At 60.7% G+C, this 19,963-nt stretch carries 15 protein-coding genes; 8 read left to right on the top strand and 7 right to left on the bottom strand.

Annotation, left to right across the window (positions count from 1 at the left end; translation table 11 throughout):
* Positions 1-2 precede the first annotated feature (2 nt).
* From FZZ92_RS09610 to FZZ92_RS09600, 3 genes are all read right to left on the bottom strand, one after another.
* Positions 3-833, bottom strand: a complete 831-nt coding sequence (locus tag FZZ92_RS09610) for a sulfotransferase family protein (RefSeq protein WP_226423100.1) — start codon at positions 831-833, stop codon at positions 3-5.
* Between the two features lie 24 nt (positions 834-857).
* Complete coding sequence (gene kdsA, locus FZZ92_RS09605) at positions 858-1,706, bottom strand: 3-deoxy-8-phosphooctulonate synthase (RefSeq protein ID WP_226423099.1); 849 nt, start codon at positions 1,704-1,706, stop codon at positions 858-860.
* 112 nt (positions 1,707-1,818) lie between these two features.
* On the bottom strand, positions 1,819-3,627 hold the full coding sequence (locus FZZ92_RS09600) for a hypothetical protein (RefSeq protein ID WP_226423098.1): 1,809 nt from the start codon (positions 3,625-3,627) through the stop codon (positions 1,819-1,821).
* Positions 3,628-3,765: 138 nt separating this feature from the next.
* On the opposite strand from FZZ92_RS09600, the gene FZZ92_RS09595 reads away from it, so the two are divergent.
* Genes FZZ92_RS09595 through kdsB form a run of 3 tightly spaced genes read left to right on the top strand, consistent with a single transcriptional unit; the run spans position 3,766 to position 7,671 of the window.
* Complete coding sequence (locus FZZ92_RS09595) at positions 3,766-6,156, top strand: UvrD-helicase domain-containing protein (RefSeq protein WP_226398743.1); 2,391 nt, start codon at positions 3,766-3,768, stop codon at positions 6,154-6,156.
* Positions 6,157-6,181: 25 nt separating this feature from the next.
* The gene (locus FZZ92_RS09590) at positions 6,182-6,892 is read left to right on the top strand and encodes a hypothetical protein (protein WP_226398742.1); all 711 of its coding nucleotides are present in this window, start codon (positions 6,182-6,184) and stop codon (positions 6,890-6,892) included.
* Positions 6,892-7,671, top strand: coding sequence for a 3-deoxy-manno-octulosonate cytidylyltransferase (gene kdsB / locus FZZ92_RS09585; protein WP_226398741.1), 780 nt, complete (start codon positions 6,892-6,894; stop codon positions 7,669-7,671). The genes FZZ92_RS09590 and kdsB overlap by 1 nt, the downstream gene beginning before the upstream one ends.
* A gap of 10 nt (positions 7,672-7,681) precedes the next feature.
* Here kdsB and FZZ92_RS09580 read toward each other — a convergent pair whose 3' ends face one another.
* Together FZZ92_RS09580 and FZZ92_RS09575 are read right to left on the bottom strand one after the other, a co-directional pair.
* The gene (locus FZZ92_RS09580; RefSeq protein WP_226423097.1) at positions 7,682-8,233 is read right to left on the bottom strand and encodes an HAD family hydrolase; all 552 of its coding nucleotides are present in this window, start codon (positions 8,231-8,233) and stop codon (positions 7,682-7,684) included.
* On the bottom strand, positions 8,230-9,243 hold the full coding sequence (locus FZZ92_RS09575) for an SIS domain-containing protein (protein ID WP_226423096.1): 1,014 nt from the start codon (positions 9,241-9,243) through the stop codon (positions 8,230-8,232). The genes FZZ92_RS09580 and FZZ92_RS09575 overlap by 4 nt, the downstream gene beginning before the upstream one ends.
* Positions 9,244-9,261: 18 nt before the next feature.
* On the opposite strand from FZZ92_RS09575, the gene FZZ92_RS09570 reads away from it, so the two are divergent.
* The gene (locus FZZ92_RS09570) at positions 9,262-10,473 is read left to right on the top strand and encodes a CCA tRNA nucleotidyltransferase (protein ID WP_226398738.1); all 1,212 of its coding nucleotides are present in this window, start codon (positions 9,262-9,264) and stop codon (positions 10,471-10,473) included.
* Positions 10,401-11,894, top strand: a complete 1,494-nt coding sequence (locus tag FZZ92_RS09565) for a hypothetical protein (protein WP_226423095.1) — start codon at positions 10,401-10,403, stop codon at positions 11,892-11,894. Before FZZ92_RS09570 ends, FZZ92_RS09565 begins: the two co-directional genes overlap by 73 nt.
* On the opposite strand, the gene selD is transcribed toward FZZ92_RS09565, so the two are convergent.
* Together selD and galE are read right to left on the bottom strand one after the other, a co-directional pair.
* Positions 11,839-13,863 carry a selenide, water dikinase SelD gene (selD, locus tag FZZ92_RS09560; RefSeq protein ID WP_226398736.1) on the bottom strand — a complete coding sequence of 675 codons (2,025 nt, stop codon included), beginning with the start codon at positions 13,861-13,863 and terminating at the stop codon, positions 11,839-11,841. The two genes, FZZ92_RS09565 and selD, sit on opposite strands and share 56 nt — an antisense overlap.
* A complete protein-coding gene (galE, locus tag FZZ92_RS09555) occupies positions 13,860-14,894 on the bottom strand; it encodes a UDP-glucose 4-epimerase GalE (protein WP_226398735.1) in 1,035 nt (344 codons plus the stop codon). Before galE ends, selD begins: the two co-directional genes overlap by 4 nt.
* 100 nt (positions 14,895-14,994) lie before the next feature.
* Between galE and FZZ92_RS09550 the strand changes: the two genes are divergently transcribed.
* From FZZ92_RS09550 to FZZ92_RS09540, 3 genes are read left to right on the top strand one after another with little or no spacing between them, the layout of a single operon-like run.
* On the top strand, positions 14,995-15,780 hold the full coding sequence (locus FZZ92_RS09550) for a peptidylprolyl isomerase (RefSeq protein ID WP_226423094.1): 786 nt from the start codon (positions 14,995-14,997) through the stop codon (positions 15,778-15,780).
* Positions 15,777-18,707 carry a type I secretion system permease/ATPase gene (locus tag FZZ92_RS09545; RefSeq protein ID WP_226423093.1) on the top strand — a complete coding sequence of 977 codons (2,931 nt, stop codon included), beginning with the start codon at positions 15,777-15,779 and terminating at the stop codon, positions 18,705-18,707. Before FZZ92_RS09550 ends, FZZ92_RS09545 begins: the two co-directional genes overlap by 4 nt.
* Positions 18,707-19,960 (top strand): HlyD family secretion protein, encoded by a 1,254-nt coding sequence (locus FZZ92_RS09540; RefSeq protein WP_226423092.1) that lies wholly within the window; start codon positions 18,707-18,709, stop codon positions 19,958-19,960. Before FZZ92_RS09545 ends, FZZ92_RS09540 begins: the two co-directional genes overlap by 1 nt.
* Positions 19,961-19,963 lie beyond the last annotated feature (3 nt).

Here is a 19,963-nt window from a genome sequence, read left to right as displayed (position 1 = left end):
CCTCAGCCCCCCCGCCAGGTCATGGCGGTGGCCCAGTGCTGCTCAACTGCTAGATCCGGACAGCGTTCCTGCACAGCTGTCACCAAAGGGGCGAAGTGCCGGCCCAGGCGCTGCAACAGCTCCGGCGGAACCGAGGTGGTGGCTTGGCTGGCGTTCACCCGGTGGCTCAAATCGGGTATTTGCTCTGGGATGCCGAGATACCGGCATAAATCCTGATGTGCTGCTGGCGTGAACAGGGTTTCGTACAAGCCGATGAAGACCTCCGATTCAGCGAGTCCGCCCCGCAGTGCATCGAGGGTGGCGGGGTAATCGTTCCGAGGAGATTCACGCTTGAGCAGCTTGATGCTGGCCTTATCCAGGTGCTCGATTTCATGCGCGGGTGTGAGCAAGCCACGCTTGCGCAGTTGCATGCGCTGCTGCGACAAAAACCGTTCGACTGGGTCGCGCATGATGAACACCGCCCGCGTTTGCACGCCGCGTTTCGCGAAGGCCTGCTGGATGCGCTGATAGCTCTCCGCTTTCAACCCGGCATAGGAGGGGGTGATGTCCCCCGTCAGGCGGATCTGGGGTGGCTTGAGCAGTGATGCGAAGTAGTCGAAGTAGCGCTCGGGACGTTCGATGAACCGTGCCCGACGCCAGGTGCGCCACTTCAGCGGTGTGGGTTGCTTGGGCCGGAAGCATGCAAAGCGTTCCAGCTCGAGAGCATCGAAAACGTGGTACTCCTTCAGAAAGCCGAAATCGGCGTCGCCTCGGCGTTGCAGTTGATCGTGCAGCCAGGAGGTTCCTGCTTTCTGGGCACCAACGCCGAGCAGAAAAGTTGCGTCAGAGGCCAAGACGTTCTGCCTTTTGAGCGCGCATCAGTTGATGCGTAGGTCTCGCATGTCTTTCACCAGATCGTCGATGGCTTTGATCTGAGTGAGAAATGGTTCCAGCTGATCAAGAGGTAAGGCGCTGGGGCCATCACAACGGGCTTGCGCTGGGTCAGGGTGTGCTTCCAGGAACAAGCCGGCCAGGCCAACCGCCATGCCTGAGCGGGCCAGGTCGACAACCTGGGAGCGACGTCCGCCGGAGGCAGCACCACCTGGATCCCTGCACTGCAGGGCGTGGGTGACATCGAAGATCAGCGGAAGGTCATCGCAGGTTCGCTTCATCACGCCAAACCCCAGCATGTCCACCACGAGATTGTCGTAACCGAAGTTGGTGCCTCGCTCGCACAGCATCAGCTTCTCGTTCCCGCATTCGCGGAATTTGTCCACGATGTTGCGCATCTGTTCTGGGCTGAGGAACTGTGGCTTCTTGATGTTGATCACCGCACCGGTTTCCGCCATGGCCCGGACCAGATCGGTCTGCCTGGCCAGGAAGGCCGGAAGCTGGATGATGTCCGCGACCTTGGCGGCAGCTACGGCTTCCTCCGGACTGTGCACATCAGTAATCACCGGAATGCCGTGGGTGTCCTTCACCGCCTGCAGGATTTGCAGCCCTTCCTCGAGGCCGGGGCCGCGGAAGGAATGAATGGAAGAGCGGTTGGCTTTGTCGTAAGACGCCTTGAACACCAGCGGAATGTTCAGCCTTCCGCAGACGTCTTTGTAGTGGCCGGCGCAACGCAGGGCAAAGTCAAGATCTTCGAGAACGTTCACGCCACCCAGCAGGGCGAAGGGTCGATCGTTCGCGAAAGTGATGTCGCCCAGTTGGATCTGATGCGCCACGGTTTCAATCACGTCCAATGATCGGCGAGCCTACCCGCCTTCAATCAATTCGTATCAGGGGATTAGGTTGCAAATTTGTTGGGCTGTCGCCTCTGCCCCCGCTTCTGGCTGATCAGCGGTGGCGGAAGATACGTGCGTACTGACGGCTTGGATCCTCTTGATACAGCAAGTCGTAGTTGGAGAGATCGATGCCGTATTGGGTTAGTTTCTGGCCAGTGTCGATGTCAACCAAATAATCTCCCCGTTGAGGTGCGTAGAACTCGCCTTTTCCGATACCGGCTTTGATGATGTAGCGCCTGGTGTCGATGTCGTAATACACAAGACGGTCGTAGGTAAGAGCTTTCATCTGGTCGGAATGTTTGAACCATCCCTTTGAGTAGATCAGGTTGACTGTTTCTCCGTTCTCCTTGGCATGTTTTGTGATGGCTCTGGCTTCGTTCAGGGTTGTTCGCCATGAACGTTGTTTCCAGCTGATTAGTTGTGCGCGTTGTCGGAATGTGGCGGCTTGTCGATCTTCAACATTCAGCAGCAGCAACGTGGTGCCAAGGGCCACAGCTTGAGCCTGACGACTGTTGATGCGTTGTTGCAGCTTCGAAGCTAGAAGGCTTTCCCAGATCATCAAGATGTCGAGAACGGCGACAAACTGAATCGGCAGGCTCATGTAGTTGCTGCCTTCCAGGCCTACTAATGCGTACAGGGCAAAGCCATAGGCCAGCACCGCAAAGTTGAGTCCGTCGAGGGCAGTGACGTTTGTTCGTTTGCGGCCGATCAGCCATAGGCGTGATGCGATGAAGCCCAGCAAGACGATCAGACGAATGTCGAGTGCCAACACTGAAAAGCCCAGATGTGAGTCGTAGCGCGGCACATCAGCGGCAAGGCTGGGAAGTGCACTGAGAATCGCAAACGAGGCCAGAAAGAACAGCACCAGGCTGACGATGGCGATTTCCAACGCATAAGCCTCTCTCCATTCGGAGGGCTTGATCGATCCCCATGCTGGGCGGTTGGGCATGGCTCCAAAGCTGCCGGCAACGATCGTGGTGGCTGCAGGGATCATGGCTAACAGCACTGCAGTGTCTTTGAAAAATGGGATGAACAGCGCGAAAAGCAGTGCGAGTCGGCCGTTTCGAAGCTGGCCTGAGTCCAGGTAAACGCAGTAGTGATAGGCGTACAGCGCGAGCAGAAATGTGAGAAATCTCTCGCTGTAAATGAATTGGAAATAGTTGTAAGCGGATGCGCTTGTGAAGAGGAACAGAAGCGTTCCCATTAGGATAAGTGAAGCACTGGTGACGTTTTTCTTGACGCGTTCAATCAACTTGCAGCCCAGGATGATGGTCGCAATGAGTTCAAGAGCACTCACCAATGACCAGACCTTGATGTAGGGCGTCATCCAGCTGAGGATGTGAAGATCTTGATGCGAAAGAGGAAAGAAGCGAAAATCGTTTCGTCCCATCGTTTCATTGATCAACTTCTCTCTGAGGCTGAAATTGTTGAGGAGTTGATCGCTAAAGATGTCGTCGTACCAGGTGAGAATCTCCTTGTAGAACCAGCTGCTTTCCTGCACCATCAGCACCACATAGATCGTTAGCACGATCGTGACGACTGGATGTTGTTTGATGAAGTCTGTGAATGCTGAAAGCCAGGATTTTTGTGGTCTTGTTTTTTCTTCCTGCGTGCCTGCTTTGACAATGGAACGAATCAGTAGCCCAGCGAGAACAGCCAAAACAGCGATGAATCCCCCATGGGCGATGGCGTTGTATTGGTTCAGTAGAGACTCTCTTGTCGTTTCTGGAAGAGTGCTGAATCTGCTTGCGCCGAACTGAAGCCAGAGCGCCACGCTCGCGCTGACGATTAAGGCCGCGCCAGATAGCACTGACAGCCAGAAGCTCCAGCGTTGTTCAAAGACCGTGGTCGTCTCTCGCATGGCCTAGCGAATGTCTTGATCGGGTTTGGGCTCGACCAGGTCGACGACCTTGGCCTGCAGAGCCTGGGTCAAGTCGAAGCTCAGGGGAAGGCCATCGCAGTTGCGTTGGAGGCATCTAAGCACCACTAATCTCCATCCATGAGCTTTTTGGCCGGCCTCAACGACGCCCAGCGACGGGCGGTTGACCATCACGAGGGGCCCCTGCTGGTGGTGGCAGGCGCTGGCAGTGGTAAAACTCGCGCCCTCACCCATCGGATTGCTCACTTGATCGGTGAGCACGGTGCGGATCCCGCCCAGATCCTGGCGGTGACCTTCACCAACAAAGCCGCCCGCGAGATGAAGGAGCGGCTCGAGGTTCTCCTGGCGCAGCGTTTGGCCCAAAGCCAGTACGGCCAGCCCTGGAGCACTCTGCCCCCGGTGGAGCAGCGCCAGCTGCGTTCACGTATCTACAGGGAGGTGACCAAGGAGCTGTGGATCGGCACCTTCCATGCCCTGTTTGCGCGGATGCTCCGCTACGACATCGACAAGTTCAAGGACGCGGAAGGACTCACCTGGACCAAGCAGTTTTCGATCTACGACGAGGCTGACGCCCAGAGCTTGGTGAAGGAGATCGTGACCCAGGAACTCCAGCTGGATCCCAAGCGGTTCGAGCCCAAAAAGACCCGTTGGGCCATCAGCAATGCCAAGAACCAGGGTTGGCTGCCGGACCAGCTCGAGGCCAATGCAGAAGGCCAGCGGGGCAAGCTCACGGCCGATGTCTACCGGCGTTATCGCAAAGCCTTGGCGGCGAACAACGCCCTGGATTTCGACGATCTGCTGTTGCTTCCGGTGCAGTTGCTCCAGCAGAACGAGCAGGTGCGCAGCTACTGGCATCGCCGCTTTCGCCATGTGCTCGTGGATGAATACCAGGACACCAACCGCACCCAGTACGACTTGATCAAGCTGCTGGTCACCGACGGCAAGGAGCCTCAGGATGTTGATGACTGGTCAGGCCGCTCGGTTTTTGTGGTTGGTGACGCCGACCAGAGCATCTACAGCTTCCGAGCGGCTGACTTCACGATCCTGATGGGATTTCAGGACGACTTCGGCGATCAGGCGCCGGATGACTCCACCCGGACGATGGTGAAGCTGGAGGAGAACTACCGCTCCACCGCCACGATCCTTGAGGCGGCGAATGCTCTGATCGCCAACAACAGCGAACGGATCGACAAGGTGCTCCGTCCCACCCGTGGTGAAGGGGAGCTGATCACCCTCACCCGGTGCGACGACGAGATTGCCGAAGCGGAAGCCGTGGTGCACCGCCTGCGCACGATGGAAGCCGCCAACCCCGAGCTGAGTTGGGGCGACATGGCCGTGCTGTATCGCACCAATGCTCAGTCCCGTGCGATCGAGGAATCCCTGGTGCGCTGGGGTATCCCTTACATCGTTGTGGGGGGCCTGCGCTTCTACGACCGGCGCGAAATCAAGGATCTGCTGGCCTATCTGCGGCTGCTGATCAATCCGGCCGACACCGTCAGCCTGCTGCGGGTGATCAACGTGCCCAAACGCGGCATTGGCAAAACCACAATCCAGCGCCTCAACGATGCAGCCAATCAACTGGGAATCCCGCTATGGGATGTGGTGAGTGATCCTGAGGCGGTGCGCTCCCTCGGCGGCCGTTCGGCCAAGGGTTTGTTGCAGTTCTGTGACCTGGTCAATGACCTGAAAGCCCGCAGCCGTGACGTGGCGCCATCGGAACTGATTCAGCAGGTGATGGAGAAGAGCGGCTACGTCAGTGAATTGATTGCCGATGGCACCGATGAAGCGGATGAGCGGCGCCGCAACCTCCAGGAACTGGTCAATGCCGCTCTTCAGTACCAGGAGGAAAACGAGGAGGGTGATCTGGAGGGATTCCTGGCCACGGCGGCCCTCTCCAGCGATGCCGATAGCAAAGACACGGCGGCCGATCGCGTCACATTGATGACCTTGCACAGCAGCAAGGGTCTCGAATTCCCTGTGGTGTGCTTGGTGGGTCTTGAGCAGGGATTGTTCCCCAGCTATCGATCCTTGGATGACCCGGCCTCGCTGGAGGAAGAACGCCGGCTTTGTTACGTGGGCATCACTCGGGCCAAGGAACGGTTGTTCATTTCCCATGCCTGTGAGCGTCGTCTCTGGGGCGGCATGCGTGAAGCGGCGGTGCCTTCAGTGTTTCTTTCCGAGCTGCCGGAAGCCCTGATCCAGGGCGATATTCCGCAGACCGGTGGGGCGGCGCTCCGGCGTGAACGACGCCTCGACCGGCTCACCCGGGTGGACCGCGACAAGCCGACATCGGCCCCCGCCAATGCCGTGCGTCGCCGGCAGGCCGGCCCTGCTCCAGGCCGCAGCTGGCAGGTCGGCGATCAGGTCATCCACGCCAGCTTCGGGGTTGGTGAAATCACCCACACCTTCGGCAGCGGCGAGAAGGTGTCGATCGCGGTCAAGTTTGCGGGGATGGGCCCCAAGATCCTCGATCCGCGCCTGGCGCCGATTGAACCTGTTACCACCGCTTAATCTCGCCAACAGCCATCTCCGGCCTGTGTCGACTATCAGCCAGCCGATTCCCATTTTCATCGGCTACGACCCGAGAGAGCGGGCAGCCACCAACGTTCTGATCGACAGCCTGTATCAGAACAGCAGTGTCCCTCTGGCGATCACGCCGCTGGTGACCCCTCAGTTGGAGGCCCAAGGGTTGTTTAGGCGCGAACGGGACCCCAAGCAGAGCACAGCTTTTTCCTTCACGCGTTTTCTCGTCCCCCATCTGATGGGCTACCAGGGCTGGGCCCTGTTCATGGATTGCGACATGCTCTGCCGGGCCGACATCAAGGCGCTCTGGGATCAGCGCGATGACGCCTATGGGGCCATGTGCGTGCAGCACGAGCATGTGCCTGGGGAGACTGTGAAATTTCTCGGCGAGGTGCAGAGCCCTTACCCCAAGAAGAATTGGAGTTCCCTGATGCTGCTCAACTGCAGCCGCTGCACCAAGCTCACGCCTGATTACGTGAACACGGCAACGGGGCTTGAGCTGCACCGCTTCCACTGGCTCGAGGGTGACCATGAGATCGGCGCCATCCAGGGGGGCTGGAATCATCTGGTGGACGTGCAGGCTCCGCCGGAGTCCGAGCAGGCTTCCCCGATGCTGCACTGGACCCTGGGAGGCCCCTGGTTCCGCGAACAGCGCACCATGGGTGGCGCCTTGGCCGCTGAATGGTTCAGCGCCCGCGACGATGCAATGAAACTCTGGGATTGATGGCGATTCGTAAGTGTGTGGTGGCTGTTCCGGCCAGGCTTCAGTCCTCTCGACTGCCCAACAAGGTGCTGGCTGACATTGGTGGCAAACCAATGATCCAGCGTGTTCTGGAACGCTGCCGTGAGGCTCGTGGCGTAGAAGCGGTAGTGCTGTGCACCGATAGCGCCAAGCTTCAGACCTTGGCTGAGGGATGGGGGTTTCCGGTGCTGATGACCGCTGAATCCTGCAACTCCGGCAGTGAGCGCATCGCTTCCGTGGCCCATCCTTTGATGGCCCTGGGTTGGGGAGATGCGGACCCCGTGGCGGAAGAGACCGCCGTAATCAACGTTCAGGGCGATCAACCGTTCATCGATCCTGCCGTGATTGATGCCATGGCTGAGGAATTTCGGAGTCAGGATCCTGTGCCAGCAGTGGTCACTCCTGTTTACGGGCTGAAGCCCGAGTCGGTGCACAACCCCAATGTCGTGAAAACATTGCTGGCCCACGACGGCCGCGCCCTGTATTTCTCGCGCTCTGCCATCCCCCATGTGCGCGATGTAGCCGAGGCCGATTGGCATCAGCACACCACCTATTGGGGGCATGTGGGGATGTACGGCTTCCGGGGAGATGTGTTGGCCGCATGGGATCAGCTGCCGGCATCACCACTGGAGGATCTCGAACGGCTGGAGCAGCTGCGGCTGATCGAGGCTGGCCTGACCATCGCCACCTTCCGGGTTCAGGGCACGTCTCTGTCGGTGGACACCGCCGAGCAGCTCGAACAGGCCCGGGCGATGGTCTGACCTCTACACCTCAATCGTTGCGGTCTTTCCAGCCGTCGCGGCGCAAGTTGCCCCAGCGTCCACGCCCCTGAAGGATGCGCTCCGCCAGCTCACGGACGGCCCCATGGCCGCCCTGGCGGCGGAGCACCGCATCGGCACCGTGCCGGACGGGCCGACAGGCGTCGGCGGGTGCGAACAACAGTGCCACCACCGGCCTGACGGCCAGATCGTTGAGGTCATCGCCCACAAAGGCCGTTTGCTCAGCGCTAACTCCAAGTTCGTTTTGAAGGGCCGTGAGGGCAGCCGGCTTGTCCTTGATGCCGACAAGGCAATGGCTGATGCCCAGTTGCCGGGCACGAACCTCTGTCGCTCCTCCCTGGCCTCCACTGAGGAAGGCGATATGCAGCCCCGCCTGTTGAAGCAGGCGGATCCCAAGACCATCGCGCACATCGAAGCGCTTGATCAGTTGCCCCTCGGCATCGAACCAGAGGCCCCCATCGGTGAGGACGCCATCCACGTCCAGCACGAGCAGTTCAATTGATCTCAGGCGGCGCCTTAGCAACCACCAGCGCAGTTTGTTCACGCGAGACCGGCCTGAACCAGATCATGCAGGCGCAATAGACCCATCAATTGGTGCTCTTGATTCACCACGGGCAGCACAGAGACGGGTTTTCGCCGGTTGTGTTCCATCTGCTCCAGAGCCTTCACCACCAAAACATCGGCCTTCGCTGTGATCGGATCGGCGGTCATCAGATCCTTTGCCGTCAGTTGGCTCCAGGTTTCAGCGCCGTGATCCTGCAGGGCACGGCGCAGGTCACCATCGGTGAGGATGCCGAGCAGGCTTCCCGGGCTGTCTGGGTTTTCAACCCAACCACTGCCGATGCCGTCGCGCGTCAGCCCGCCGATTACTTCGGGCAAGGGGGTGTGGGGCTGAAAAGGGTGCAGTTGGCTGGCGGGAACCATTAGGTCGGCGGCTGTGAGGGTCAGCTGCTTGCCCAGGGATCCGGCGGGGTGATTCAGGGCGAAATCTGCCGGTGAAATGCCGCGCCGCTCCATCCAGACCGCCGCCAGGGCATCGCCGATGGCCATGGCCACGGCTGTGCTGGCGGTGGGGGCCAGATTCAGGGGGCACACCTCACGGTCCACGCCGGCTTCCAGCACCACGTCACTGCCGCGGGCCAAGGATGAGTCAGCCCGTCCGACGATGGCGATCCGCCCGGTTCCCCGTCGGGTTAGGTGGGGCAGCACCTCCAGCAGTTCGGTGGTCTCTCCGCTATTTGAGAGCAGCAGACAGACGTCCTCGGCGGCCACCACACCCAGATCGCCATGGAGTGCATCGGTGGGATTGAGGAACAGGGCCATGAGCCCGATTGAAGAGAACGTGGCTGCGATCTTGCGGGCCACGATTCCGCTCTTGCCTACACCAGTAATCACCAGCTTGGCCTTACGGTCTGCACAGCGCTCCAGAAGGGCCAGGGCGGCTTCCACCTGGTCGCTGCTCAAGCGTGCGGCAGCTGTGGCGATCGCTGAGGCTTCCTCCTCAAGGCAGCGGGTGAGTGCGGACAAGGACTTGATCCGTGATGATCGGCCCATTCTCCTGCACGCCCTGCAATGGATCTTCCAGGTGTGCCGTCTTCCGTTCTGGAGGCGTTGCAGGCTGCTGCACGATCACTCGGCATCCCGCGTTTGGCCCTTGTTGGCGGGGTCGTGCGCGATCAGATGTTGCATCAGCGCTATGGGCGCGTCTGGTCGGGTGTACCTGATCTGGACTGGGTGGTTGAGGGAGATGCCGCTGCGCTCGTGGCGGAACTGGATCGCCGGCTCGGCTCTAAGCGCATTAGTTGTGTTCAGGAGCATGGGGCTTTCGGCACGGTGGCGTTTCAGCTGGATGGAATTCCCCTGGATCTGGCCACGGCGCGGCAGGAGCACTACCCCGCCCCTGCGGAGAATCCCGTGGTGAGAGTGGGAACCCTCCAGGCTGACCTCGCGCGCCGGGACTTCACGATCAATGCCATGGCCCTCGATCTGGTGACCGGTGAGCTGATCGATCTCCACCATGGCCAGGAGGATCTGGCCTCAGGCCAGTTCCGCTTCTTGCACGCGGGCAGCGTGCAGGATGATCCGACCCGGGCGATCCGCGCTGCCCGTTACGCCGCGAGGCTTGGGTTTCAGCTTGCGCAGGAGAGCAGTGAGCAGATCCGCAGCACCGTGCAGCAGTGGCCATGGGCCTGGGGCCACGGTGATGCAGCGTTGACAGCTCCGCCGGCTCTTGCCAGTCGTCTGCGGATGGAGTTGGAGCGTCTGCTGGAGCGGGAACCCTGGCCGCAGGCGCTGGACTTGTTGGAGCAGTGGCAGGCCTTGCTGCTGTTGGACCCCCAGCTTCAGCAGGATCCAGGACGCATGCAGCGGCTGCACTGGGCCCAACGGCTCGGTCTTCCCCTGATGCCGGCTCTTCTTATGGGAGCAGCAGACCCGGTTGCTGTCGCGCAACGGCTGCAAATTCCTGGCCGACAACAGCAATGGCTTCAGCAGTGTGTGGCTCTCTGCGACTGGCTGGTTAAGACGCCCCCACCTTTGGAGGCCACCCCGTCGATTTGGTCGACGGCTCTTGAGCAACAGGGTTGGCCGCCGGAGGCGGTGGCTCTGGCGGTGACCCTCCGCCCGAAGCAATGGAAACCGCTGTTGCGTTGGTGGGGGCGCTGGCGCACGATTCAGGCGCCGCAGACAGCGCGTGAACTGATTGCTGCGGGATGGCAACCGGGGCCTGGGATCGGCGAAGAGTTGCGCCGGCAGCGCAGTGCAGCCCAGGACCGCAGCCGATGAAACGCAGCTGGATTTTGGTGGTGGTGGCCCTTTGTCTGTCCTTTGGTCTGCGGGCCTTGCTGTTGATCGATGCCACGGCCCTCTGGAGCGATGAGCTTTACAGCGTCGGCAAAAGTTTTCAGCCCAGCTTCAGCAGCCTGCTTGAGATGCTGCGGGAAGACACCCATCCCCCTGCTTACTACGGCCTTCTTTGGCTCTGGGGGCATTTGGTCGGCCAGAGCCCGGTCAGCCTGCGCTTGCTGTCTTGGCTGGCGTATCTGGCCGGTGGCCTGGTGATGGTCCGTCAGGCGATGGCCCTTGCCCAGGTGGGCGCAAGAACCAGGGTGGCGGCCACAGCAGCGCTGTTGGCCTTTTGCAGTCCTTATCCGATCCGTTTTGCGATCGAGGGCAAGAGCTATGCCGTGCTGGTGCTGGTGGTGGCTCTCGTCTGGTGGTGGCGCCGTTCCGGCCATCCCATCGCTTATGGCGCGGTGGCTGGTTTAGCCGGCTTGACCCATTTCTATGGATTGTTTCTGGTGCTGGCGGCTGCGGCTTGGGATGGCTGGCGACGCCGCTGGAGCTTTGCTGCTGCCGCCCTGATCGGAGCTCTCCCTGCCTTGGCATGGATGGCCTACGCCGCGGACTACCTGTTCAGCTCACGGGCCGGCAGCTGGATTGGTGTGCCGGATTACGCCCTGTTTGAGGAGACCCTGGCCCGCGGCCTTGGCCTCTGGCCGCTGCCCAAATTGGCCCTGATTGTGCTGCTGTTGGTGGTTCTGCGGCGCTGGGGAGGGCTGCATCGTTTGCCTTGGCCGGCGTGGAATCTGCTGGATCGAAGCGGTCTGATGCCATCCCTGTTGATGGTTGTTGGGGTTGTTGCCGTGTCGTTTATCAAGCCGATGGCCTTCAGCCGCTATTTCGTCGTGCTGCTGCCCGCTGTGGTGCCTGTCCTGGCGGTGCAGCTGGGGGGGTTGGAGCTCAATCGCTTCGGCCGCGGCTGTGGTCTGGTCGTGCTGGTGTTGTTCTTGGCCAGCTGGTGGGGACCGGGGTTCACCGAACTTGATGCCGGCGTCGGCGGTGTAAGAGAACAGGACCAGTTCCGTTTAATTAGTAAGCGCACCAGCGGGTTGGAGGAGCGCTACAGCCCCAGGGAGCGTCTTTTCAATCTCAGCGACCGGATGGAGGCGGCGATGGGTCGGATCCCTTTGCCTTCATCACCCTGGGGCGGAAAGGAAGCGCTGAAGCAACGGCTGCAGGAGCCGGATCCGCCGAAGCAGCTCTGGCTGGCCAGCAGCGGGCCGCCGCCGGCGATGGAGCGCAAGCTCAAACCCCTGCTGTCACAGGTTGAGCAGGCGGGTTTCAACTGCGAACCGCAAGCCAACGACCTCACCCATGCGCAGCTGTTGCATTGCCGATCTGAAGCCATAGGCCGTTCTGAGTGAGCTGGGCAGCGGCTTCGCTGCTGCAGGCCAGCAGCAGGGGGCCGCAGGTCTGCGGGTCCACCAGTAGCTCCAGTAGTGCTGCGGAGGGATGTTGTTTCAGCTGAATCGGGCCCTCTAGCCATCGCCAGGCTGCCCGGTTGGAGGGGGCCAGGGTGCTGGAGACGCCGCGTTCGAACAGGTCAAGCGCACCGGGGTAGGCCGGGATGGCAGGACCGTCCAGCTTGACGATCAGTTCTGGGCTGTTCTGGAGCATTTCGCCTAAATGGCCAAGCAGGCCGAAACCGGTGATGTCGGTGCAGGCGTGAATGCCCTCGCGGATTGGCTCGATTTGCTCAAGCAGCATGTGCTGGCTGCAGGCCATCTCCCGCAGTGCAGCATCCAGATCGGCAGCTTTGCTGGCGCCGGCCATTGCCCCTGCAAACAGCACGCCGGTGCCCAGCGGACGACTGATCAGCAGGGCATCCCCGGGCCGCAGCCCTGATTTGAGCCAGGGCGATGGGCTGGCGCCGTTCACCGTGAGGGTGACCTGCACCCCGAGGCTGGCCGGCACCGGTGCAGGGCTGCGCGACTCCATCGTGTGGCCACCGATCAGCTCGGCGCCCTGTTCATCCAGCACCGAGCGGATGCCGGCCAGGGTCTGCACCAGCAGCTCTTGCTGTTCATTAGTCGGGACCATTGGCAGCGTGATCGTTGCCATGGCGCTGGACACTGCAGCTCCGCAGGCCCAGAGATCAGAGCAGGCATGCAGGGTCGTCAGGCGGCCGTTAAGCCAGGGGTCACTCACGAGGGCTGGAAAGCCATCCACGCTTTGCAGCAGCTCCTGATCGCCGGGGACACGGGCAGCGTCTTCGGGCTGTCCCCTCAGTCTCACCCGCTCCAGTGCTGCTTCAAGGGGTTGTGCCGGCAGCTTGGCTGCGCAGCCCCGGCAGGCCATTGGCTCGGCATCAGCCATTGATGCCGGTGGTTGAAATCCGTCCATGAACGCGCGATCGATGCGTTGCTTCAGACGCCAGAGCAGGGGGGATGGCCCCAGCCGCAAGCTGCCCCATCGCGCCCAGGCAGCATCCTGATGGCTTCCGATCAGCTGCAGCGCCTGACGCTGCGGATGCCAGGGGCGCAGGGGTTGGCCCTGGCAGGCCGCTTCCAGATTGGTGGCCAAGGGACGTCCGGCGCGTACTGCCCATACCCCGGATGCAGGGCGGGGTGATCCGCTGATCACGGCACAGTCGCCACTGGCGAACAGGGATGGATGGTCTTCCACCCTCAGGCAGCGATCGGTGCGGATCCGGCCATTGGGATCCAGCGGCAGGCCGGTCGTCGCCAGCCAGTCAGGCCCCTGGCTTCCGGTGCAGAGCAGGTTGGGTCCGCTGTGTGGTGTGTCGTTCTCGATCAATGCGATTCGGGCCCGTTGCAGCACCTCTTGGATCCCTGGATTGAGCTGTCCGCTGCGCTGTTGCAGTTGCAACTCCCGCTGCGGCCAGCGGCGTCGCAGTGCCAGGACGACTTCCAGGCCGGCAGCTCCCGCTCCGATCACCCGCAGGGGCTTCGGATCAGCTGGGTTTTCGCTTTCGAGAAAGGCGAGCGACGCTTCCAAGGGCTTAATCGGGATCCCAGCGGCGCTTGGTCGGCTCACGGATCCCACATCCAGGCTGAGCCAATCGAAGTGAAGTGCAGGCCGATCGCGCAGCCTCAGACATTTGGCCTGAGGGTTTAATCCGGTGATTTCCGCTTCCACGAAGGCAACCCCGGCTCGGTCACAGAGCTGGCGCAGGTCGATGGCGAGCTCATCTCGCTTGTAGAGGGCGGCGATCAACCCCGGCACCATCCCGGAATACAGAGTTGTGCTGGACCGATTAACCAGCGTGATGCTGTGCTCTGGGCGTCGCTCCGGCCGCATGGCCCAGCGTTTGAGCAGAAGCGCATGGCTGTGTCCGCCGCCGGCCAAAATCAGCCCACCAGCTGCAGTCATGGGTTGGGCCGGTACCCCGTTGGATTGGCCTGCTGCCAGGCCCAGCCATCACGGCACATCTCCTCCAGGCTTCGGCGGGCGCTCCAACCGAGCACGGTTTGTGCGGCTAGCGGGCAGGCCTCCAGGCGGGGCACATCGCCCGGTCGACGCTCCACCACCTCGTAGGGGATGGTCAATCCTGTGGCCTGTTCGAAGCCGTGCACCACATCCAGCACGCTGAGTCCACGGCCGGTGCCGATGTTGAGCGTCAAGGGATCGGCTGCTTGGCGTTTGAACAAATGGTCAAGGGCCATGCCATGGGCTTCGGCCAGATCCATCACATGTAAGTAATCACGGATGCCTGTGCCATCCGGTGTGGGGTAGTCCTGGCCGAAGACGCGCAAGTGTTTGCGGCGCCCTGCGGCCACCTGCGTGATGAAGGGAAACAGGTTGTTGGGAATTCCCAGCGGGTCCTCACCGATGCGTCCACTGGGATGTGCGCCGACGGGATTGAAGTAACGAAGGCAGGCCACCTGCCAGGAGCCCGAGCGGCAGAGGGCCGCCAGCATCTGCTCCACCGCCACTTTGGTCTGGGCATAGGGGTGCACCGGCGCCGTTGGCATGTCTTCCCGCAGAGGGAACGTCTCGGGTTCTCCGTAGGCGGTAGATGTGCTGCTGAACACCAGGGTTCGGCAGCCGTGGCGTTCCATCGCTGCCGCCAGAACGCGGCTGCCATTCACATTCACGTCCCAGTAGAGGAGGGGGTTGGCGACCGATTCCCCAACGGCTTTCAGCCCGGCGAAATGAATCACGCCATGCACGGTTCCGGCAGCACGGAAGGCCTGATCCACAGCGCTGGGGTCGCGCACATCCCCCTCCACCAGGCTCAGCTGGGTTGAACCCGCCAGCTCCTGCACCCTCCGTAAAGCTTCCGGACTGCTGTTGTCGAAGTTGTCCAGAACCACAAGGTCATGGCCCTGTTCCAGCAGCACAAGGCAGGTGTGACTCCCGATGAAGCCGGCTCCACCGGTGACGAGCACGCGCCGGCCCATGTTCTTAATCGCTCTGATCTGTCGATTCTGAATCAACTTGGTTGCGACAGGATGACGGCCTAAGCGATTCAACCTAGTTTTCGTCCATTGCACTGGACTTGTGGATCGCGGAACGGTTGTTCCGGAGTTGCAGAGAGCGATCGGTGTTGAAGGGAGGGCTTTGCTCGATCGCTTCAACCTGCTCAAGCCCTTGGTGGAGCAGATGGTGACCAGCCAGGCAATCGCACACGTCGTGATCTCCGAAGAGCAGTTGGAGCAGGCTCGGCTCGGCTTGCTCCAGCAGCGTGGGTTCGATGGCTTGGCGCAGTGGGTGGATCTGCTGGAGATGCTGGGCCGCAGCGAAGACGAGGTTCTTGAGCGTCTTCGCCACAGCATCCGCCGCCATAGCTGGATGCGGGAGCGTTTCGCGGCCAAGGCGGAGGCCCGTTTCCTTGAACGCAAGAACGAACTGGATCAGGTTGTTTACAGCCTGCTTCGCCTCGAGAACAGCTTTCTGGCGCAGGAGCTCTACTTGCAGATCGAATCCGGTGAATCCAACTTCGCTGATCTGGCCAAGCGCTACGCCGAGGGACCGGAACGCGACACCAACGGAATCGTGGGTCCCGTCTCTTTAACCCAGGCACATCCGGCTTTGGTCGAGAAGCTGCGGGTCGCTCAGCCCGGGGTTCTGCTGGAACCCTTTCGGATCTCGGATTGGTGGCTGGTGGTTCGGTTGGAGCGTTACGCGCCAGCGACGTTCACCGATGAGGTCTCCGTCCAGATGTGCCAGGAGATGTTCGACCTCTGGGTTGACCAAGAAACCACCGCCAGCTTGAGCAAGCTGGCTTCGGAAACCTCAGAGCCAGCTTCCACCAGCGGCTTCATCGACTTCAGCATCTCCCGATGACCCAGACACCGCCTTTCCCATTGCTGGAGCATCCGGCCTTCCGCGGCGTCTCCGAAGCCTCGCTCTCCAATTTGAAGAGTTCTTGCCGTGTGCTCCGGTTTGATCTCGGGGGTCAGTTGTCAGATCCCAACGACATCCCGGCTCGAATACTGGTCATTCTCCAAGGCCAGGCCAGGCTTGTTGGTCGTCATAACGGTCGTCTCACCACGGTGGGCAAGTTCGGCCCCGGCAGTGTGGTCGGGGCCGCAAGCCTGCTGTGCGGCACTCCCTGCGAAAACGTGATCGCTGCTGAGGAGGTGATTGCTTGTGCCATCTCGGATGAACTCTGGTGTGAGCTCTATGCCAGCGAAGCCTCATTCCGTCACTGGTGCGATCAACAGCTCTGGCCCCAGGAATTGCTCAAGCTCCTGGAGGTTCTTGAGCAGAGCACCCCTGAAGCCGACAGCTCTGCCCTTGAAAAGTTGGAGGGTGCCCTGCAATCGGCCGAGCGTTGTTTCCCTGAGCCAGCTGCAGTAGATGGGGCCTTGGCTGCCGGGAAGCTCCTCTTCCTCACCAGTGCATGGGGTGACCTGACGGTAGGTCGGCCCGTCCGTTCATCCAGGGATCTTCCGGCTTGTGAGCCGTTTTCGCTGCGGTTGGTGTCCCTGCCTGCTTCTGGGCTTTCTTGTAACGCCGAAGAAACGACGGGCAACAGCTCTGGCTCACTCGTCTCAGCTTCGACGATCCAGGACGCAGAGGCGCTGCCCCCCGTCAGCAGTTTCAGCCCGGAGCGCAATGTTGTTGAAAGCCTGCGTTTGATCCGGGCCGAGGGTTCCCTCCAGGAAACCCTGGCCTGTTTCCAGATGCTGGCGCAGCTGATGAAGCTGCCGTTCCGCCGTGATGCGATCGAGAAAGTCCTGCAGGACAATCTCCGCCGCGGTCTCACCCCCAATCTCCAGCTCTGCGGTCAGCTGGCGGCAAGCCTTGGCCTCCATGTGATGGCTGCACGGGTTCCGGCAGCAGCAGGGACCAGGCTTCAGGTGCCGTCGATGCTGCCGTGGAAGGGGGGGTTCGCGCTGGTGATCGCCAGCAACGAGCGCGGGCTCAAGCTGGCCTCGCCCAAGCAGGGCATGGTGACCTTGGCGCCGGATGATCTGGCCGAGCAGTTTCCCGAAGGGATCGAGCTGCTCTTGATGGAACGGTCCAACAGCAGCCCCGATCAGAAGTTCGGTCCCGGGTGGTTCTGGCCCGCTCTCAAGCGCTACCGCGGCGTCTTGATGCAGGTGTTGGCTGCCAGCTTTGTGGTGCAGCTGTTCACCCTCGCCAATCCGTTGTTGATCCAGGTGATCATCGACAAGGTGATCAGCCAGCGCAGTCTCGACACCCTGCAGGTGCTGGGCATTGCACTTGTGGTGGTCACGATCCTGGAAGGGGTGCTCGGCAGCCTTAAGACCTTCCTTTTTGCTGAAACCACCAACCGCATCGATCAGCGTCTCGGAGCTGAGGTGATCGATCACCTGTTGCGTCTACCCCTTGGCTATTTCGACCGTCGCCCTGTGGGCGAACTTGGCACTCGGGTGGCCGAACTGGAAAAGATCCGCAACTTCCTCACCGGTCAGGCCCTTACCACCATCCTGGATGCCGCCTTTTCCGTGATCTACATCGCGGTGATGCTGATTTACAGCTGGCTGCTCACCTTGATCGCCCTCTCCGTTCTTCCGATCCAGATCGGTTTGACAGTGCTGGGGGCTCCCCTCTTCCGCCGTCAGTTCCGTGCTGCCGCCGAAGAAAACGCCAAGACCCAGAGCCATCTGGTGGAGGTGCTCACCGGCATCCAGACGGTGAAGGCTCAGAACGTGGAGATGGTCAGCCGCTGGCGCTGGCAGGGGTTCTATTCCCAGTACATCGCCCGCACCTTTGAGAAAACGATCACAGGTACAGCCCTGAATCAGACCAGCCAGGTGCTGCAGAAGATTTCTCAGCTGATGGTGCTCTGGATCGGTGCCTCCATGGTGCTCAGTGGCGATCTGACCCTCGGTCAGCTGATCGCGTTCCGGATCATTTCCGGTTACGTGACCCAGCCCCTGCTGCGCTTGTCCACGATCTGGCAAAACATCCAGGAGTTGCGCGTCAGCTTTGAACGGCTTGCGGATGTGATCGATACGCCGGAGGAATCCGATGAAGTTGATAAGTCGAAGGTGATGCTGCCTCCGCTCAAAGGGGATGTCCGGTTTGAGAATCTCTTCTTCCGCTTCCGCCCCGGGCAGCCGCAGGTGCTGAAAGAGGTGAATCTTGAGATTCCCGCAGGCACCTTTGTGGGCATCGTTGGCCAGAGCGGCAGTGGCAAGAGCACCTTGATGAAACTGCTGCCCCGGCTCTATGAGCCTGATCAAGGCCGGATCCTGATCGATGACTACGACATTGGAAAGGTCGAGCTTTATTCCCTGCGCCGTCAGATCGGCATCGTTCCGCAGGATCCCCTGCTCTTCAGCGGAACTGTGAGCGACAACATTGCGCTCACAAATCCGGAAGCCTCCAGTGAGGAGATCGTGCGGGCTGCGCGTCTCGCCAATGCCCACGACTTCATCATGGATCTTCCCAGTGGCTACAGCACGCCTGTGGGTGAACGGGGCGCTGCTCTCAGCGGAGGACAGCGACAGCGCGTTGCCATTGCCCGCACCTTGCTCAGCAACCCCAAGCTGCTGGTAATGGATGAGGCCACCAGCGCCCTCGACTACGAAACCGAACGGAAGGTCTGCGACAACCTTCTTGGCAATCTCAACGACCGCACTGTCTTCTTCATAACCCATCGTTTGTCGACCATTCGCCAGGCCGACGTGATCGTGATGCTTCACCAGGGAGCTGTTGTTGAGGTCGGCACGCACGAGGAATTAATGAGCCAGCGCGGTCGCTATTACGCCCTTTATCGCCAGCAGGAGAGTTCCTGATGAAGATGAATCCTCAAAAGGTGACGGCCCTCATCAAGCAGAGCTCCAGCACGTTGGTCGCCACGTCACGCAACGTTCTGAGCCGTATCGACCCCGGTGCCCCGCAAGATGCCTCCGATCTCACCACCTACGACGAATCGATCCTCCAGCAGGGTCGCTTCTGGATGAGCACCGTCACCTGGGCCTTGATCGGCAGCACTTTGTTTGGGGTGGCTTGGCTGGCCTTCGCTCGTACCGAAGAAATTGTCGTGGCACCCGGCAAGCTCGAGCCGATTGGTTCCGTTCAGGACATCCAGATGCCTGTGGGAGGTGTGGCTGATCAGATCCTTGTGAAGGAGGGTGATCGGGTGAAGGCTGGCCAGGTGCTGATGAAGCTGGACACAGAAGCCAGCGAGGAACTCCGCAACAGCTTGGAGAAGACGATCAAGCTCAAACAGGAGCAATTGACGCTCAAGGAGGAGGAAAAACGCAACACCATGCAGATGAACCAGGAAGAGGTGCTGATGCTGGAGAACAATCTCACCCTTCAGGCTGAAATTCTGGAGCGTTATAAGCAGTTGCAGACCGCTGGTGCTTTCTCTGAAGTGCAGTACCTCAATCAGCAAAATATCGTTGCTGAAACCCGCGGCAAACTGATGCAGAGCAAGGCGGAACGCCTGCGTCAGATTGCCCTGCTCGATCAACAGACGGCCCAGTTGAAGTCTGATCTTGCCGATCTCAATGGGCGCTTGGTGGAGAGCAGGGTCACCCTTCGATACCAGCAGCTGAGGTCGCCTGTGGATGGTGTGGTCTTTGATCTCAAGCCCACCTCCCGTGGCTTTACGGCCCAATCCACCCAGACGGTGATGAAGGTGGTGCCTATGGGTTCGCTCGAAGCGAAAGTGGAGGTGCCCAGCAACAAGATCGGTTTCGTGCAGGTGCTACCGGGTTGTCCAGACGATCTCGATGCCTGCATGCCTGCCGACATCAGCATCGACTCCTTCCCCTCCAGTGACTTCGGAGTTCTCAAGGGCAAAGTGACCCGCATCGGTTCCGATGCCCTGGAGCCTGATCCCCAGGAGCAGCGTCAGGAACTCAGTTTCCCGGTCAAGATTCAGCTGGATGATCAACAGCTGAAGCTCAAGTCCGGATCGTCTTTGCCCCTGCAGGTGGGCATGAGCCTGACGGCGAACATCAAGTTGCGCAAGGTGTCCTACCTGCAGCTCTTGCTGGGAGAATTCCAGGACAAGGCGGAATCGCTTCAGCGTCTTTGAGTT

This window comes from Synechococcus sp. MU1611 (assembly GCF_020514255.1).
Classification (GTDB): domain Bacteria; phylum Cyanobacteriota; class Cyanobacteriia; order PCC-6307; family Cyanobiaceae; genus Parasynechococcus.
This window is presented reverse-complemented; position numbering and strand designations above follow the sequence as displayed.

Coding starts and splice junctions, on each gene's coding strand:
- FZZ92_RS09600 (WP_226423098.1), bottom strand. CDS start 3,627: ATGCGAGAGACGACCACGGTCTTTGAACAACGCTGGAGCTTCTGGCTG.
- FZZ92_RS09595 (WP_226398743.1), top strand. CDS start 3,766: ATGAGCTTTTTGGCCGGCCTCAACGACGCCCAGCGACGGGCGGTTGAC.
- kdsB (WP_226398741.1), top strand. CDS start 6,892: ATGGCGATTCGTAAGTGTGTGGTGGCTGTTCCGGCCAGGCTTCAGTCC.
- FZZ92_RS09575 (WP_226423096.1), bottom strand. CDS start 9,243: ATGGGCCGATCATCACGGATCAAGTCCTTGTCCGCACTCACCCGCTGC.
- FZZ92_RS09570 (WP_226398738.1), top strand. CDS start 9,262: ATGGATCTTCCAGGTGTGCCGTCTTCCGTTCTGGAGGCGTTGCAGGCT.
- FZZ92_RS09565 (WP_226423095.1), top strand. CDS start 10,401: ATGGCAACCGGGGCCTGGGATCGGCGAAGAGTTGCGCCGGCAGCGCAG.
- selD (WP_226398736.1), bottom strand. CDS start 13,863: ATGACTGCAGCTGGTGGGCTGATTTTGGCCGGCGGCGGACACAGCCAT.
- galE (WP_226398735.1), bottom strand. CDS start 14,894: ATGGGCCGGCGCGTGCTCGTCACCGGTGGAGCCGGCTTCATCGGGAGT.
- FZZ92_RS09545 (WP_226423093.1), top strand. CDS start 15,777: ATGACCCAGACACCGCCTTTCCCATTGCTGGAGCATCCGGCCTTCCGC.
- FZZ92_RS09540 (WP_226423092.1), top strand. CDS start 18,707: ATGAAGATGAATCCTCAAAAGGTGACGGCCCTCATCAAGCAGAGCTCC.